The organism is Streptomyces sp. NBC_01233, from assembly GCF_035989305.1.
Lineage (GTDB): Bacteria > Actinomycetota > Actinomycetes > Streptomycetales > Streptomycetaceae > Streptomyces.
Genome location: NZ_CP108514.1, coordinates 9,283,847 through 9,298,241, shown reverse-complemented (window position 1 = coordinate 9,298,241; position 14,395 = coordinate 9,283,847). Strand labels below are relative to the sequence as shown.

Annotated in this window: 16 protein-coding genes and 1 pseudogene; 13 read left to right on the top strand and 4 right to left on the bottom strand. The window is 69.5% G+C overall.

Annotated features, from left to right (window positions below):
- Positions 1 to 27: 27 nt before the first annotated feature.
- Positions 28 to 255, bottom strand: coding sequence for an SHOCT domain-containing protein (locus OG332_RS43080; protein WP_327419545.1), 228 nt, complete (start codon positions 253 to 255; stop codon positions 28 to 30).
- A gap of 382 nt (positions 256 to 637) precedes the next feature.
- Here OG332_RS43080 and OG332_RS43075 point away from each other — a divergent pair, with 382 nt between their 5' ends.
- Positions 638 to 1,312 (top strand): class I SAM-dependent methyltransferase, encoded by a 675-nt coding sequence (locus OG332_RS43075; protein ID WP_327418547.1) that lies wholly within the window; start codon positions 638 to 640, stop codon positions 1,310 to 1,312.
- Between the two features lie 94 nt (positions 1,313 to 1,406).
- Here the strand turns inward: OG332_RS43075 and OG332_RS43070 are convergent.
- Together OG332_RS43070 and OG332_RS43065 are read right to left on the bottom strand one after the other, a co-directional pair.
- Positions 1,407 to 1,568, bottom strand: a pseudogene (locus OG332_RS43070) (universal stress protein); the annotation flags it as partial.
- A 79-nt stretch (positions 1,569 to 1,647) separates the two neighbouring features.
- Positions 1,648 to 2,550, bottom strand: coding sequence for a universal stress protein (locus OG332_RS43065; RefSeq protein ID WP_327418546.1), 903 nt, complete (start codon positions 2,548 to 2,550; stop codon positions 1,648 to 1,650).
- A 260-nt stretch (positions 2,551 to 2,810) separates the two neighbouring features.
- Between OG332_RS43065 and OG332_RS43060 the strand changes: the two genes are divergently transcribed.
- The 12 genes from OG332_RS43060 to OG332_RS43005 all read left to right on the top strand — a co-directional run bounded on the left by OG332_RS43060 (position 2,811) and on the right by OG332_RS43005 (position 13,901).
- A complete protein-coding gene (locus tag OG332_RS43060) occupies positions 2,811 to 3,506 on the top strand; it encodes a CBS domain-containing protein (protein WP_327418545.1) in 696 nt (231 codons plus the stop codon).
- A 121-nt stretch (positions 3,507 to 3,627) separates the two neighbouring features.
- Positions 3,628 to 5,418, top strand: coding sequence for an acetate--CoA ligase (gene acsA, locus OG332_RS43055; protein ID WP_327418544.1), 1,791 nt, complete (start codon positions 3,628 to 3,630; stop codon positions 5,416 to 5,418).
- A 25-nt stretch (positions 5,419 to 5,443) separates the two neighbouring features.
- Positions 5,444 to 6,520: a pyruvate dehydrogenase (acetyl-transferring) E1 component subunit alpha gene (gene pdhA / locus OG332_RS43050; protein WP_327418543.1), complete on the top strand. Its 1,077-nt coding sequence runs from the start codon at positions 5,444 to 5,446 to the stop codon at positions 6,518 to 6,520.
- Positions 6,517 to 7,521: an alpha-ketoacid dehydrogenase subunit beta gene (locus OG332_RS43045; protein WP_327418542.1), complete on the top strand. Its 1,005-nt coding sequence runs from the start codon at positions 6,517 to 6,519 to the stop codon at positions 7,519 to 7,521. The genes pdhA and OG332_RS43045 overlap by 4 nt, the downstream gene beginning before the upstream one ends.
- 1 nt (position 7,522) lies before the next feature.
- Positions 7,523 to 8,857 (top strand): dihydrolipoamide acetyltransferase family protein, encoded by a 1,335-nt coding sequence (locus OG332_RS43040; protein ID WP_327418541.1) that lies wholly within the window; start codon positions 7,523 to 7,525, stop codon positions 8,855 to 8,857.
- Positions 8,854 to 9,105 carry an acyl carrier protein gene (locus tag OG332_RS43035; RefSeq protein WP_327418540.1) on the top strand — a complete coding sequence of 84 codons (252 nt, stop codon included), beginning with the start codon at positions 8,854 to 8,856 and terminating at the stop codon, positions 9,103 to 9,105. The genes OG332_RS43040 and OG332_RS43035 overlap by 4 nt, the downstream gene beginning before the upstream one ends.
- Before the next feature lie 110 nt (positions 9,106 to 9,215).
- On the top strand, positions 9,216 to 10,085 hold the full coding sequence (locus tag OG332_RS43030; RefSeq protein ID WP_327418539.1) for a universal stress protein: 870 nt from the start codon (positions 9,216 to 9,218) through the stop codon (positions 10,083 to 10,085).
- Positions 10,086 to 10,113: 28 nt separating this feature from the next.
- Positions 10,114 to 10,800, top strand: a complete 687-nt coding sequence (locus OG332_RS43025; protein WP_327418538.1) for a CBS domain-containing protein — start codon at positions 10,114 to 10,116, stop codon at positions 10,798 to 10,800.
- Positions 10,801 to 11,040: 240 nt separating this feature from the next.
- A complete protein-coding gene (locus OG332_RS43020; protein WP_327418537.1) occupies positions 11,041 to 11,646 on the top strand; it encodes a CBS domain-containing protein in 606 nt (201 codons plus the stop codon).
- A gap of 12 nt (positions 11,647 to 11,658) precedes the next feature.
- Positions 11,659 to 12,282, top strand: a complete 624-nt coding sequence (locus OG332_RS43015) for a CBS domain-containing protein (protein ID WP_327418536.1) — start codon at positions 11,659 to 11,661, stop codon at positions 12,280 to 12,282.
- A gap of 9 nt (positions 12,283 to 12,291) precedes the next feature.
- A complete protein-coding gene (locus tag OG332_RS43010) occupies positions 12,292 to 12,948 on the top strand; it encodes a CBS domain-containing protein (RefSeq protein ID WP_327418535.1) in 657 nt (218 codons plus the stop codon).
- A 77-nt stretch (positions 12,949 to 13,025) separates the two neighbouring features.
- On the top strand, positions 13,026 to 13,901 hold the full coding sequence (locus tag OG332_RS43005) for a universal stress protein (protein WP_327418534.1): 876 nt from the start codon (positions 13,026 to 13,028) through the stop codon (positions 13,899 to 13,901).
- A 24-nt stretch (positions 13,902 to 13,925) separates the two neighbouring features.
- Here OG332_RS43005 and OG332_RS43000 read toward each other — a convergent pair whose 3' ends face one another.
- Positions 13,926 to 14,345, bottom strand: a complete 420-nt coding sequence (locus tag OG332_RS43000; RefSeq protein ID WP_327418533.1) for a CBS domain-containing protein — start codon at positions 14,343 to 14,345, stop codon at positions 13,926 to 13,928.
- Positions 14,346 to 14,395: the final 50 nt, after the last annotated feature.

Genomic DNA, 14,395 nt, shown 5'->3' with positions numbered 1-14,395 from the left:
CGACGAACACCGGCACCAAAGGCGAGCTCAACTCTCTCCCGGTCCCCTACGGCCTCGACCTGGCCCGTGCGCACGCAGTGCGGTCAGACGCTGTTCGTACTCTTCTTCGTCGATCTCGCCTCGGGCGAACCGTTCGGCGAGCACCTGCTTGGCGGAAGGCGCAGCCGGGGGCTGCGCCGGGCCCGAGGGGAAACGGTCGACACTGCGGAGAAGCAGAACGACTCCCGCGACAGCCAGGGCCCCGAGGAGGACCATGCTGAACGACATGGCGACCCAGCCCCATCCGCCCATTCCGTGGCCGTACCAGAACATGGCTCACGCTCCTGTTTCGAGTGTCTGGGAACACGGCCCACAGGGCATGTCCCCCATGTCCTCACTGTCCGTCGGCCCTTGTCGTCCGGGCATGGGCCGGTCGGGGTCGCGACCAGGGCCGATGGGCCCAATGCCGTGGTCGTGTCTGCCTCTCGGCACGCCTCCCGGCCCCGGATCGCCGCCACAGAAGCTGTGCCGGAAGTCGAGTACCGACAGCCCTGCGCCCGTGGCGCAGCGGGTGGGCGCGGTGACGACATGATGTCCCTCTAGGGTGGCCTCGCGGAGGCCGGTTGTTCGATACCGGCCTGGTGAGGAAGGCGTCGGCATGTCGGAGTCCGAGCACGAGCTGGCCGAGGTTCAGCGTGCGCACTGGCAGCAGACCTACGGCGAGCATCCCGGCATGTACGGCGAGGAGCCGTCCGAGCCGGCGGTCCATGCCGCTGCCGCTTTCGGGGCCGCCGGTGCCCGCGAAGTGCTGGAGCTGGGTGCCGGCCATGGCCGTGACGCGCTGTACTTCGCCCGCCAGGGTTTCTCCGTGTTGGCCACCGACTTCAGTCCGGTGGGTCTGGAACAGCTGCGTGAAGCCGCCGCGGCCCAAGGCGTGGCCGGGCGGGTCGCCACGTCGGTTCACGACGTTCGCGAGCCCCTGCCGCTCCCGGACGCCTCGGTGGATGCCGTGTTCGCGCACATGCTGCTCTGCATGGCGCTGTCCACCCAGGAGATCCTCGCTCTCGTCGCAGAGGTGCGACGGGTTCTCCGGCCGGGCGGAGTCTTCGTCTACACCGTCCGCCACACCGGGGACGCCCACTACCAGGCCGGTGCCGGGCACGGGGACGACATCTGGGAACACGGTGGCTTCGCCGTCCACTTCTTCCCCCGCGACCTGGTCGACGCCCTCGCCGAAGGCTGGACTCTGGACGAGGTCGCCGCGTTCGAGGAAGGCGGCCTCCCCCGGCGGCTGTGGCGCGTCACGCAGACCGTCCCCCTGAGTACCGCCTGAAAGCTCAGTGGTGTCCGATCTCGGTTCTGGTTCGAGTTCCGTCGTGCTGCCCCGATGCTCGATGCACCGGACGGCGGGCGTCGTCACGCAGTCCTCACCGCACGGGAACCGTGATCACCGGACAGTGCGCACGGTGCAGCAGCCCGTGTACGACCGATCCGAGTCGCATGCCCGTGTAACCGCCCTTGCCCCGACGGCCCACGACCACGGCGAGGGCGTGCTCGGCGGCACCGGCGAGCTCTTCCCGGCCTCGTCCACCGCCCAGGCCAGGGGCAGACGCCAATCCCTGGCCGGGTCGATGCCGACGACGGCCTCCTCGTGTCCCCCCGCGTCGCTCACGATTCGCTCCCGTCCTTGTCCGTGTGGCGCGGAATGAGCTGTACGGGGCAGTGGGCATGGTGGACCAGGCTGTGCGTGACCCGCCCGAGGGTGGGCCCGAGATAGCTGGGTGACCGTCGGCCGCCCATCACCAACAGGTCCGCCCGGCGCGAGGCCTCAACCAGTACAGAAGCCACTGACGTGCTCTTGTCCGCGTCCACCTGCACGGTCAGGTCCGGGAACTCCTCGCGGATCCGGTCCGCCACCGCGTTCAGGTGATGGACCTGCTCGTTGGCGATTTCCTCCACGTCGTCGAGCAGGGTCACGACCTCGCCGACGGACTGCAGGATGTTCCACACGTGCAGCAGCCGCAGCGAGCCCTCGCGGAGCTGTGCCTCGCGTGCGGCATATCGTGCGCAGTCGAGGTCGTGTCCGTCGCGGACGGCGGCGAGCACCACACCCGTCTCGGCGCCGTTTTCGGTGCCCCTGACGATGATGACGGGCGTCTTCGCCCCCGCTGCGACCTTGAGGCCGACCGATCCGAGCGTGAGGGAGCCGAAACCTCCCAGCCCCCGGTTGCCGACCACGATGGTGTCATCGGGGCCCGCGGACCGGTGGAGGCTCGGGACAGGTGCGCTGCGGCTGAACTCGGCGTTGACCTGCAGGCCGGGAAACCGCTCCCTGACCTCGGCCACCGTGGCATCCAGCAGTTCGCGGCCTGTCTGGCGGACCCGCTCGATGCTCTTCGCCGAGACGTAGAGGACCCGGCCGTCGGTGTCGGACCCGTGCACGATGTGCAACGGACGTTCGCGGCGTGCGGCCTCCGCCGCTGCCCACATTGCTGCCTGGCGGGCCGGGTCGGAGCCGTCGACGCCGACGATGACGGCGCCGAGTTCCGAGCTGCTCGTGGTGCCTTCCATGGTTCCTCCTCAGAGAGCCGCCAGGGGTCCGGCTCTCGGGTCGGTTCTCCGGGCTCCTCCGCCAAGAGGGACTCAGTCCCCGGCGGGGACCAGTGGACCTGGTTCACGCGATACCGCGTCGCCGGTGCGGCACGGGTCCGATCGGGCCCGGCTCCGGACCGTTCGGCCCTCCTCCTCTCGTGGCATTCGGCGGATCGTGGTTATGGGCGTCCTCCGGCCTTCCCGTCCGGGTGGATCGCTGTGACGGCAGGAGGTGCCTCATGAAGCACATCAAGGTCGGAGACCTGATGACCGACGAGGTCGTCTCGGTCCTGACGTCCACCCCTTTCAAGGATGTCGCCAAGCTGCTCGCTCAGCACGACATCAGTGGACTGCCGGTCCTCGACGACGAGGACCGGGTGCTCGGCGTCGTCTCCGAGAGCGACCTGATCAGCCGCGCAGCCGCTGAGCACCCGCCGATGGGCGAAGACCCCGATGCCGGCCGAGGCGGGGTCGCGTTGCCGTCCGAGGTGACCTTCACCGCTGGTGAGGCCATGTCCGCACCGGCGGTCACGGTTCAGGCGGACGAGACCGCGGCAGGAGCCGCCCGGCTGATGGCCCGCAGGGGCGTCGAGCGGCTGCCGGTCGTGGACGACGAGGACCGCCTCGTCGGCATCGTCACCCGCCGTGACCTGCTCTGGCTCTTCCTGCGATCGGACTCGGAAATACGACACCGCGTGGTCGCGGACGTGCTCGTGGACACCATGGGGCTGGGCGCTGAGGCGGTCACCGTCCACGTGGTCGACGGCATCGTGACCCTGGAGGGCCGGCTGGAGAGGCAGAGCCAGATTCCGGTCCTGATCCGCCTCACCAACCAGCTGGACGGTGTGGTCGCGGTCGCCCCCCGCCTGACGGCCCGCATCGACGACTCCCAGCTCACCCCACCGCACCGCAGCGCCCTCGGGATGTCCCTGTGACCGCGACTTCCGGTGTGGACCGTCCGGGGGACGCCGGGAAGACCGCTCGCCGCGCTTACGGCCGTCACCCAACGTGACGCTGTCTCCTTGAAGATTCCAAGGCGAGGAGAGGGACCCGGCCATGGATCACTCGATCATCCACAAACAGTCCGGACCCGATGGCGTCTTCATGCTCCAGGACTACGAGCGGGCCCGGGCGGACTTCACTTGGGACGAGGCTCGATCCCGGCTGTCCGGGCTCCCGGGAGGCGGGCTGAACATCGGATACGAGGCCGTCGACCGGCACCTGGCGGCAGGCCACGGCGAGCGGGAAGCTCTCCGTTGCATCGCAGCCGACGAAACCGTCACCCGCCTCACGTACGCCGAGCTCGGCAGCCTCACGAGCCGCTTTGCCAACGCACTCACCGCCCTGGGCCTGGCGCGGCAGGAGAGGGTTTTCACGCTCCTGGGCCGCTGCCCCGAGCTGTACACGACGGTCTTGGGCACGCTGCGCAGCGCACGCGTGCTGTGCCCGCTCTTCTCGGCCTTCGGGCCGGAGCCCGTACGGCAGCGGCTGGAGCTGGGCGACGCCCGGGTTCTTGTCACCACCGAGGCCCTGTACCGACGCAAGGTCGAGGAGAACAGGCAACGCCTGCCGCGTCTGGACCACGTCCTGCTCGTGGGCCCGGTCCACGATCCGCCGCCGGGCACCGTCTCCTTCGCCGAGCTCATGGAGCGGGCACCCGAGGAGTACGCCGTCCCGCCCACGGATCCGGAGGACATGGCGCTGCTGCACTTCACCAGCGGCACGACCGGTACCCCCAAGGGCGCGGTCCATGTGCACGAAGCGGTCGTGGCCCACCACGCAACGGCGGCCTTCGCACTCGACCTCCGCCGGGAGGACGTCTACTGGTGCACGGCGGACCCCGGGTGGGTGACCGGTACCTCGTACGGGATCATCGCCCCGCTCACCCACGGTGCGACCGTCGTGGTGGACGAGGGGGACTTCGATGTCCACCGCTGGTACCGCATCCTCGACAGCCAGCGGGTCACTGTCTGGTACACGGCGCCGACGGCGATCCGCATGCTGATGCGCGCCACCCCGAGGGACGGCACCCGCGAGCTCCCCGGGCCGTACGACCTTTCGGCTCTGCGATTCATCGCGAGCGTGGGCGAGCCGCTCAACCCGGAAGCCGTCCTGTGGGGGCAGGAGGTGCTCGGCCTGCCGATCCACGACAACTGGTGGCAGACCGAGACCGGAGCGATCATGATCGCCAACTTCGCGGCCAGCGACATCCGGCCCGGCTCCATGGGACGGCCCTTGCCGGGTGTGGAGGCCGCGCTGCTCGAACGCGGGGAGGACGGACGCGCCGACGTCACCGAGGGACGCGTGCGCGTGATCACAAGGGCGGGCGTCGAGGGTGAGCTGGCGTTGCGCCCGGGCTGGCCCTCCATGTTCCGGGGCTATCTGAACGAGGAGGCCCGTTACCGGGCCTGCTTCGCAGACGGCTGGTATCTCACCGGCGACCTCGCGAAACGCGACGAGGACGGCTGGTTCTGGTTCGTCGGCCGCGCCGACGACGTCATCAAGTCGGCAGGACACCTCATCGGCCCGTTCGAGGTGGAGAGCGCGCTGATGGAGCATCCTGCCGTCGCGGAGGCCGGCGTCATCGGCCGCCCCGACCCGGTCGTGGGAGCTGTCGTCAAGGCATTCGTCTCCCTCCGTCCGGGGCTCGTCCCCGACGCGTCCCTCAAGCGGGAACTCCTGGCGTTCGCACGCAGGCGGCTGGGCCCCGCGGTGGCCCCCAGAGAGATCGAGTTCGATCAGAACCTCCCCAAGACGCGCAGCGGCAAGGTGATGCGCCGCCTGCTGCGGGCCCGGGAGCTGGGATTGCCCGAAGGGGATCTGTCCACGCTGGAGAACCCCGGATGACCCGCTCGTGAGAGAAGGCAGAACCATGAGCAGCACCACCTCCCAGCACGGAGGAAAGGCCAGTGCCGCAGCACGCAAGGGCGGGCGCAAGAAGGGACCGGCCACCGCCGCCCGCGGCACTCCCGACGGGCCCGCACCCGGACACCACCTGTCCCTGCTCCGCAGGATGCTCGCCATCAGGCGGTTCGAGGAACGGTGCGTGGAGCTCTACAGCGGCGCGAAGATCCGTGGTTTCGTTCACCTCTGCATCGGTGAGGAAGCCGTCGCCGTGGGCGTCAACCAGGCCCTGCGCGAGGAGGATGCGGTGGTGTCCACCTACCGCGAACACGGGCACGCCCTGGCCCGCGGGGTTCCCGCCGACGCCGTGATGGCCGAGATGTACGGCAAGGCCACCGGCTGCAGCCGCGGACGCGGCGGCTCCATGCACCTGTTCGACGCCGCCCGCCGCTTCTACGGGGGCAACGCGATCGTGGCCGGCGGCCTGCCCTTGGCGGCCGGGCTCGCACTCGCCGACCGGATGCGCGGCAGCACCCGCGTCACCTGCTGCTTCTTCGGAGACGGAGCTTTCGCCGAAGGCGAGTTCCACGAGACGGCCAACCTCGCGGCCCTGTGGCAGCTGCCCCTGTTGCTGGTTTGCGAGAACAACCTGTACGCCATGGGCACGAGCCTGGCCCGGGAGCATGCCCAGACGAACCTCGCCATGCGTGCCGCTTCGTACGGGATGCCGGCCTGGACCGTCGACGGCATGGACGTCCTCGCCGTCGAAGCCGCCGCACTCAGGGCGACGGAGTCCGTGCGCGCGGGCAACGGACCGCACTTCCTCGAGGCACAGACGTACCGGTTCCGCGCCCACTCCATGTACGACCCGGACCGGTACCGGGCCAAGTCCGAGATCGAGGAATGGAAAGGACGCGACCCCCTCAAAGGGCTGGCCGAACTCATGCGTTCCGAAGGGCAGCTCGACGACCGGGTGATGGAAGAACTCGACAAGGAAGTACTCGCCGAGATCGACAAGGCCGTACGGGGGGCCGAGGAAGCCCCGCTGGAACCGGTCGCGGACCTGCTCCGCTTCGTCACGAGCGAAACCGGGAGCACGGCATGAGCACGCGGAAGGCGCCGACCGGGACTTCCCGGCCGACCACCTATCGGGAGGCGCTCCGTGAGGGGCTGCGCGAAGCCCTGCTGCAGGACGAGCGGGTCTTCCTCATGGGCGAGGACGTGGGCCGGTACGGCGGATGCTTCGGCGTCAGCCTGGGACTGCTCGAAGAGTTCGGACCCGACCGGATCCGGGATACGCCGCTGTCCGAATCCGGATTCGTCGGCGCGGGCATCGGCGCCGCGCTCGGCGGGATGCGGCCCGTGGTCGAGATCATGACGGTCAACTTCAGTCTCCTGGCACTGGACCAGATCCTCAACAACGCGGCCACACTGCTCCACATGTCGGGCGGGCAGCTGAGCGTCCCCGTCGTGATCCGCATGACGACCGGTGCAGGCCGGCAGCTCGGCGCCCAGCACTCCCACAGCCTCGAAGGCTGGTACGCCCACATCCCCGGCATCCGGGTACTGGCCCCCGCCACGGTCGACGACGCACGCCACATGCTCGCAGCCGCCCTCGCCGACCCCGATCCTGTACTGATCTTCGAACACGGCAGCCTGTATAACGCGGAGGGCTCCCTGGACGAGACCGTCAAAGCCGTCGATCTCGACACGGCGGCCGTGCGCCGATCAGGGTCGGACGTCTCGGTGATCACGTACGGCGGCTCCCTGCCGAAGGCCCTGGCAGCCGCGGAAACCCTTTCCGGGGAGGGCATCAGCGCGGAGGTCGTGGACCTTCGTGTCCTGCGCCCCCTCGACGACGCCACCGTCATGGCATCCATCGGTCGAACCCACCGGGCCGTGATCGTGGACGAGGCATGGCGCAGCGGCAGCCTGGCCGCGGAGATCTCGTCCCGCATCACCGAGCAGGCGTTCTACGAGCTCGACGCGCCCGTTCAGCGCGTGTGCAGCGCGGAGGTCCCCATTCCCTATGCCCGGCAGCTCGAAGAAGCGGCTCTTCCCCAGCCCGCGACCATCGTGGACGCCGTTCGCCGGACGGTGAGCTGACATGGCGGATTTCACCATGCCCTCCCTCGGCGCGGACATGGACGAGGGCACCCTCGTGGAATGGCTGGTAGGGCCCGGTGACGCCGTCACAAAGGGCGATGTCGTCGCTGTCGTGGAGACGGCCAAGTCGACGATCGAGGTCGAGTGCTTCGACTCGGGAACGGTCGGTGCACTCCTCGTCGAACCGGGGACCACCGTGCCGGTCGGCACACGGATGGCCGTCATCGACTCGGGGGCCGAGCCTCCGGCCCCTGCCCCTGCCCCTGCCCCTGCCCCTGCCCCTGCGAAGCCGACGGTCCCGACCTCCGAACTGCAAGCCGCTCCCGGACACACCACCACCCCGGGTGGGGACGCCGTGTCCACTCCCCTGGTGAGGCACTTGGCCGAGCAGAAGGGCATCGACCTGTCGTCCGTGCACGGTTCCGGCAAGGGCGGTCGGATCACGCGTTCCGACGTGGAGCACACACCGGCCGAGGGGCCGCACCGGGTGAAGGCCTCGCCGCTCGCCCGTCGGCTGGCCCGGTCGTCGGGCGTCGACCTGAGTGCTTTGAGGGGAACCGGGCGGGGCGGCACGATCCGGGCCGATGACGTACGGGCCGTATCGGCGGGCCCTCCGTCCCGTACGGTCGAAAGCCGCGAACCGGCGCGGCCGTCGTCGGCAACGGCCGAGCCCGCGTATCCGGCGCGCGCGGCGATCGCGGCGCTGGTGAGCCGCGCCAACCGCGAGATCCCCCACTACTACTTGTCGACGACGATCGACCTGGCCGTCGCGATGGCGTGGATGCGCGACCGAAATGCGAGCAGGCCCGTGGCGGAACGGCTCGTGCCGGCGGCCCTGCTCCTCAAATCGGTTGCCCTGGCAGCTCGCCAAGTGCCGGAACTGAACGGCTACTGGAAGGACGAGGCGTTCGTCCCCTCGCCTGCCGTGCGACTCGGCGTCGCGGTGTCCCTGCGCGGCGGCGGCCTGGTCGCACCGGCACTGGCGGACGCCGACACCATGCCACTGCCGGAGCTGATGGCGGCGCTGAAGGGTCTGGTCTCGCGGGCGCGCAGCGGCCGTCTGCGGGCTTCGGAGACGGCAGATCCGACACTGACGGTGACCAACCTCGGCGATCAGGGGGTGGAGGCGGTCTTCGGGGTGATCTACCCACCTCAGGTCGCCCTCGTCGGCCTGGGGTGTGTCACCGAGCGGCCGGTGGCCGTGGACGGGATGCTCACGGTGCACCCGACCGTGACGGCCACGCTCGCCGCCGACCACCGCGCGAGCGACGGTACGACCGGGGCGCGATTGCTGACGGCCATCGACCGCCTGCTCCAACGACCGGAGGAACTGTGAACCGTGACGAGGCGCTCGTACTGATCAAGGACGTTCTGACTGACGTGGTTCCCGGCGCCGACACGGCAGCGCTCGCGCCGGACGAGAACTTCCGCGACAACCTGGAGATGGACTCGCTGGACTTCCTCAACTTCATCGAGGCACTGAGCGAGCGAACCGGGCTCGCCCTGCCCGAGTCCGACTATCCGGCATTGAACACACTGGACGGCTGCGCGGACTACGTCGCCTCGCGCACCTCCGTGAAGTAGCGGGGGCTGGTCGGCCCCATAGGGGGCCACTCGGCCCCTCCTCGGTCGTCGCGCCGCAGGCGACATTGGAAGAGGACCGCGGCCCCGCGCCGCCCGAGGAGGTTCTGACCATGAAGCACCATGTGACCGTCGGTGTGGACGGCTCTGCAGAGAGCCGGGCCGCGGCCCGTTGGGGCGCCCGGGAGGCGGCCTTGCGCGAAGTGCCGCTGAGGCTCGTCCACGCCGTCGACTGGATGTTGAGCCCTGCGGTACCGAGGCCGGGCCGGGAAGCGGCCGACCGTTGGGCCGACAGGGCGCTCACCGAGGCATTGGAGGACGTGCGACGCCGACATCCCGGCCTGGAGGTCTCTACCAGGTGCCTCTCCGGCAGGCCGGCGGCAGCCCTGGCCGCCGAGGCGGCAGACGCCGGGCTGCTCGTCCTCGGCTCCCGCGGGGTGGGAGGCCTGGTCGGATTCCTCATCGGCTCGGTGAGCTTGTCGACACTGGTGGCCACCGGGACGCCGGTTGTGCTCGTCCGCGTGTCGGACGCGCCCGAGGAGGCCGAGCCCGTCCGGTACGGGAAGATCGTCCTGGGTGTCGACATCCACGAGGCCGCGGACAAGGTTTTGGCCTTCGCCTTCGAGGAGGCCGACCGTCGCAGCTGCGCCCTGCGTGTGATCCACGGCTGGACGATGCCCTCCATCTACCAGTACGCGCCCTTCTTCGACCCGGAGAACGAGCGGGAGGTCGGCCGGAGTGTCACCGTGATGCTCGACGACATGCTGATGCCGTGGCGGCACAAGTTCCCGTCCGTGAGCGTCACCCACGAGGCGTTCATGGGGCCCGCCGGCGACCAGCTCGTCCAAGCCGCAGCGAGCGCGGACCTCGTCGTGGTGGGCCGCCGTCTGCGCCGCTCTCCTCTGGGGGCGCATCTGGGGTCCGTGGCCCATGCGGTCCTGCACCACGCCACCGCCCCCGTCGCGGTCATCGCTCACGACTGACGGCCCTACTCACAAGGGAGATCGGACCATGTCTCACCGCACTGTCGCAGACGTCATGACCAGGAACGTGGCCACGACCGGCCCCGAAGCGTCACTCAAAAAGGTCGCCCGGAGCCTCGACGACAACGGGGTCTCGGCCCTGCCCGTCGTGGACACCCGTCACCACCCGATCGGCATCGTCTCCGAAGCCGACCTCCTCCGCAGGCAAGCCGGCCTGCCCGACACCGAAGGACGTGATCCCCTGCACAGTGCGGCGTCCATGGACCGTGTCTCCTTGGACGCCCGGACCGCCGGCGATCTGATGTCCACCCCCGTCCTGACGGCCCGGCCGGAGTGGGGCATCGTCGAGACGGCCCGCTTCCTGCACGAGCGGGGCGTGAAGCGTCTGCCGGTGGTCGATGAAACCGGGACCCTGGTCGGCATCGTCAGCCGTACCGACCTGTTGCGGCCCATGCTCCGTCGCGACGACGCCATCCGCGATGAGATCGTCGACGACGTGCTGGGCCGGACGCTCAGGATGACCCCCGGCGGCGTTGCGGTGACCGTACGCGATGGTGTCGTCTCCCTCAGCGGCCAGGTCGAGGACCGGTCCACCATTCCGGTTATCGAACGACTGTGCCAGTCGGTCGACGGGGTCGTCAGCGTGGACCAAGCCCTCGGCTACGCGATCGACGACCTGTCGCCGGCTGCCGATCCGGACCGCGCCGCCCATTGACCCTTCACGACAACGGGCGGAAAGAGCCCGCCCGCTTCTCGCGGATCCCGATCGTGCGGTGCACGGCCATCAGCCGCTTCTCCGCATCCTCTCAGGGACTCTTTCCGTCAATTCCATGAAAACGCGCCCGGCACCCGGCCAACAGGGCCGATCAGCCCAAAGTGACCCCCTGACGGCCCTACCGCCGACGGGCACGGGTATCCACGCTCGGACGTATCAGGACGCCGCTCTGGAGGCATCATGAAGCACCTTCGCACCGTCGAGGACGTGATGACCCATGCCGTCATCTCCGTCGACCGCAGAACACCGTTCAAGGACATCGTGGAGACCATGCGGCAGTGGCGGATCAGCGCCCTGCCCGTCCTGTCGGAGGAAGGCCGGGTCGCCGGCGTCGTGTCCGAAGCGGATCTGCTGCTCAAGGCCCAAGGCGCGGACGAGTCCCGAGCAGTCACCGCCGGGCAGCTGATGACCGTACCGGCGGTCACCGTGACCAAGGACGCCACCATCCCCGGCGCCGCCCGCCTGATGGCCCGCGGCCACCTCAAGCGGCTCCCCGTCGTCGACGGCGACGGCCGCCTCGTCGGCGTGGTCAGCCGGGGCGATCTCCTCAAGATCTACCTCCGCCCCGACGCCGACATCGCCGAGGAGCTCCGCGAACTGATCATGGCAGAGCTCATCCCCGCCGGCTCGGCCATGGTGCAGGTCCACGTGGCCGACGGCATCGTGCACCTGGACGGCTCCATCCCCGACCCGGCCCTCAAAGACGTGCTGGTGCGTGTCGCACGCACCGTACCGGGGGTCGTGGACGTCACGGCCGTGCGCCTCGACACCGAAGTCCGCGCGTGAAGGAGGCCGACGATGAGGCACCGTAGCGTCGCCGACCTGATGACTCCGACAGCCGTCAGCGTCCAGCGGGGCACCCCGTTCAAGGAAATCGCCAGGCTCCTCAAGGAGTTCGACATCTCCGCCGTGCCCGTGGTGGACGAGGCCGAGCGTCCCGTGGGCGTCGTCTCCGAAGCCGACCTGCTCCGCAAGCGCAGCTCCGGCAGCGGCACGAACGCCGCCGATCTCATGACCAGCCCCGCCATCACCGCCCAGACCGAATGGAGCGTCGTCCGCGCGGCGCGCGTCATGCGGGGGCACCAGGTCAAGAGACTGCCCGTGGTGGACTCCGGCGGCCGGCTGATCGGCATCCTGAGCCGCAGTGACCTGCTTCAGCTCTTCCTGCGCAGGGACCACGCGATCCAGGAGGAGATCCTCGAAGACGTGCTGACCCGCACCCTCGGGCTCAGCCCGTCGTCGTTGACGGCCGAGGTCAACGACGGGCTGGTGACCCTCAGCGGCACCGTCGGTCGACGCAGTCTGGTCCCCATCGTGCTGCGCCTGTGTCAGAGCGTCGACGGCGTCGTGGACGTGGTCAACCGGCTCGACTACGAGCAGGACGACGTGTCGGTCGGCGCACGGACGCCCGCCGAGCGGTAGGAGAAGAACATGAGGCATCGGGAAGTCCGCGAGCTGATGACCCGCGAGGTCGTCACCGTCCCCAACAACGCTCCGTTCAAGGAGATCGCCCGCACCCTGACGGAGCACAAGGTTTCGGCCGTTCCGGTCGTCGACCCTGCCGGCCGTCCACTCGGCGTGATCTCGGAACGGGACCTGTTGCCGAAGTCGGCAGGCCAAGGAGACTACTTCCGGTCACTTCCCGAACGGGAGGCGTGGCAGGAGGACAAAGCCGCGGGTACGCGCGCCGAGGAGCTGATGTCCTCGCCCCCCGTGTGTGCCCGGCCGGAGTGGACCGTCGCCGAAGCGGCCAGGCTGATGGAAGCACAAGGAGTCAAGCGGCTCCTCGTCGTGGACGACTCCGACGTACTGATCGGTATCGTCAGCCGACGGGACCTGCTGCGGATCTTCCTCCGGGACGACGAGGACATCCGTCACGAGATCATGGGTGACGTGCTCGACCTCAGCCTGCGCCAGAGCCCCTCGGCGATCACCGTGGCCGTCACCGACGGCCGGGTCGAACTGCACGGAACGGTCGACTACAAGAGCCTCATCCCGCTCATCGAACGCCTCTGCCGGACCGTGGACGGCGTGGTCTCCGTAACCCAGCATCTCGGATACGCCATCGACGACACGAACTCAGCCTGAAGAAGCCGCCGCTCCGCCTCACCACGGGCGCAGACGAACTACCTGACCCATGTGGGCCCCTGCCGGAAGAAGCCATCATGCACGATCGAATCGTCGTCGGCCTCGACGGATCCGCGGAAAGCCTCGCGGCGGCCCACTGGGCGGCGCGAGAGGCCGTCCTGCGCGGCCTGCCGCTCCACCTCGTCCACGCCGAGGAATGGTCGTCGCCCCGCGGCCTCCCGGTGCCGACGAGCGAAGTGCGCCGCCACTGGGCCCAGGCGCTGCTGAACGAGACCGCCGGCGAACTGCGTGCGAGCCACACCGAACTGGACGTCGGCATCCGGTCACTCGACGGCAGACCGGCCGCCGAGCTCGCCGGCGTCGCGGCCGGTGCGAACATGATCGTCCTGGGTTCCCGGGGACTGGGCACCGTCACGGGCTTCGTCCTCGGCTCCGTCGGCATGGCGGTCATCCAGGCGACGGTACGGCCGGTGGTCATGGTGCGGGCGAGCGAGGACGCGGTACCGCGCCCCGGCGGCCGGCACGCAGCCCGCGAGGTTCTGGTAGGCGTTGACATCAGCCGGCCGTGCGATGCGCTGCTCACCTTCGCCTTCGAGGAGGCAGCGCGGCGGGCCTGCGCCCTCCACGTCCTGCACAGCTGGTCGCTGCCTCCGCTGGTGGGGTACGGCGCGGCGTACGATCCGAGAGTTCACGCCCAGCTCGAGATGAGCGCGAATGCCTCTCTGGGCGACGTCCTGGGGCCCTGGCAGGACAAGTACCCGGATGTCGGCGTCATCTCGCGCGCGAGCGCCGGGCATGCCGCTACCGAGCTCGTCGAGAGGTCCTCCGAAGCGGGTCTCATCGTCGTCGGCCGCCGCATCCGAAGGTCCTCGATCGGCGCGCACATCGGACCGGTCACCCACGCGGTCCTCCACCACGCCAAGGTGCCCGTCGCCGTCATCGCGCACGATTAGCGGCAAAAGGCGACGCGCTGCGGCTTACCGCTCCGCGCAGATCGTCTCGACGAAGTGCCCCACCTGTTCCTCGGACAGGTGCCTGGCGAGATCGGCCTCGCTGATCATCCCGACGAGGCGGTGATCGGCAATCACCGGGAGTCGCCGAATCCGGTGATCCTGCATCGTCTGCAGCACTTCGCTCGTGTCGGCGCCCGCGTCGACCGTGATCGGCTTGCCCTGCGCGAGCTGCCCGGCCGTCATGTGGTGCGGGTCCTTGCCCTTCGCCAGGCACTTCAGCACGATGTCACGGTCGGTGATGATGCCGTGCAGACGGTCGTCTGGCCCGCAGATCGGCAGGGCGCCAACGTCCAGTTCGCTCATCCGCCGGGCCGCGTCCATGAGCGTCTCGGTCTCCTGTACGCAGGTGGCACCGCTGTGCATGATGTCCCGTGCGGTGGTCATGGCTGCCTCCTCACCTGTCCTGTCCGTCTCCAGTCTGGGCTTGGGCCCAG